Source organism: Kitasatospora sp. A2-31, from assembly GCF_022288725.1.
Lineage (GTDB): Bacteria > Actinomycetota > Actinomycetes > Streptomycetales > Streptomycetaceae > Kitasatospora.
Genome location: NZ_JAKNTA010000172.1, coordinates 1 through 1,466, shown reverse-complemented (window position 1 = coordinate 1,466; position 1,466 = coordinate 1). Strand labels below are relative to the sequence as shown.

Genomic DNA, 1,466 nt, shown 5'->3' with positions numbered 1-1,466 from the left:
GACCCGGAATATCGCCGCCGTCCACGAGCCCGTCGCCCGCCGCGAGACCCCAGAACAGCGGATCGCGGCCGTGGTGGAGACCTTCGCCGCCCGTGCCCTGCGCGCCCCGCGGCTTGCCCACGCGCTGCTGGTCGAGCCGGCCGATGCCGTCGTGGACAGCGAGCGGCTGGTCTTCCGGCGGGCCTTCCGCGACGTGATCGCCGCCGAGATCGCGGTCGCGCTGGCGGCCGGCCGGCTGCCCCGGCAGGACCCGGAGCTGACCGCCGCCGCGATCGTCGGTGCGGTCGGCGAGGCGCTGGCCGGGCCGCTGGCAGCCGCCCCCGCACCACCGGCACACGGCCGAGCGCCGGCAACGGCACAGGACCGAGCGCAAGCTCCGGCACACGGCCGAGCGCCGGCAACGGCACCGGCGCCGACGGCCGCACCCGCTCCACGGGACGCCCTGCCCGACGTCGTCCCCGCTCTGGTCTCCTTCACCCTGCGTGCCCTGGGAGGACGCGATGACAGCGACGCATGAGGTCACCAACCAGGTGCCCCTGCCGTACGGACACGACACCGCCGCCGACCCGGCCCTGATCGCCGCCCTGCACCGGGCCGGCGCCGGCTGGGCCGAGGACGAGCTGCACGAGCTCGGTCGCCTGGCCGGCTCCGAGCAGGCCGCCGAGTGGGGCCGGCTGGCCAACGAGAACCCGCCCGTCCTGCGCACCCACGACCGCTTCGGGCACCGGATCGACGAGGTTGAGTTCCACCCGCACTGGCACGAGCTGATGCGCACCGCCGTCGGCCACGGCCTGCACGCCGCCCCGTGGCAGGACGACCGGCCGGGCGCGCACTCCGCCCGCGCGGCCAAGTTCCTCGTCTGGGGCCAGGTCGAGGCCGGCCACACCTGCCCGGTCTCGATGACCTACGCCGCCGTCCCGGCCCTGCGCGCGACCCCGTCGCTGGCGGCCGAACTGGAGCCGCTGCTGGCCTCCCGGGAGTACGACTTCGGGCTGCGCGAGCCGCACGGCAAGCGCGGGCTCATCGCCGGGATGTCGATGACCGAGAAGCAGGGTGGCTCGGACGTACGGACCAACACCACCACCGCCGTCCCGCACGCGGACGGCACCTACCGGCTCACCGGGCACAAGTGGTTCACCTCGGCGCCGATGTCCGACCTCTTCCTGACGCTCGCCCAGGCGCCGGGCGGACTCAGCTGCTTCATGGTGCCGCGGATCCTGCCCGACGGCGGGCGCAACCGCTTCCACCTGCAGCGGCTCAAGGACAAGCTGGGCAACAAGTCCAACGCCTCCGCCGAGATCGAGTACGACGGCGCGGTCGGGTGGCTGGTCGGCGAGGAGGGGCGCGGTGTGCCGACCATCATCGAGATGGTCAACATGACCCGGCTCGACTGCACCATCGGCGCCGCCTCCGGCATGCGCCTGGGGGCCACCCGGGCTGTGCACCACGCGCTCCACCGGCGGGCG

General features: G+C 74.8%; 1 protein-coding gene and 1 pseudogene. Both read left to right on the top strand.

What is annotated here, in order from left to right:
* Nucleotides 1-517: pseudogene (locus MCM47_RS40605) on the top strand (hypothetical protein); the annotation flags it as partial.
* Nucleotides 501-1,466: acyl-CoA dehydrogenase family protein (locus MCM47_RS40600; RefSeq protein ID WP_238951817.1), on the top strand; the 966-nt coding region annotated here is incomplete at its 3' end. The pseudogene MCM47_RS40605 and the gene MCM47_RS40600, both read left to right, overlap by 17 nt.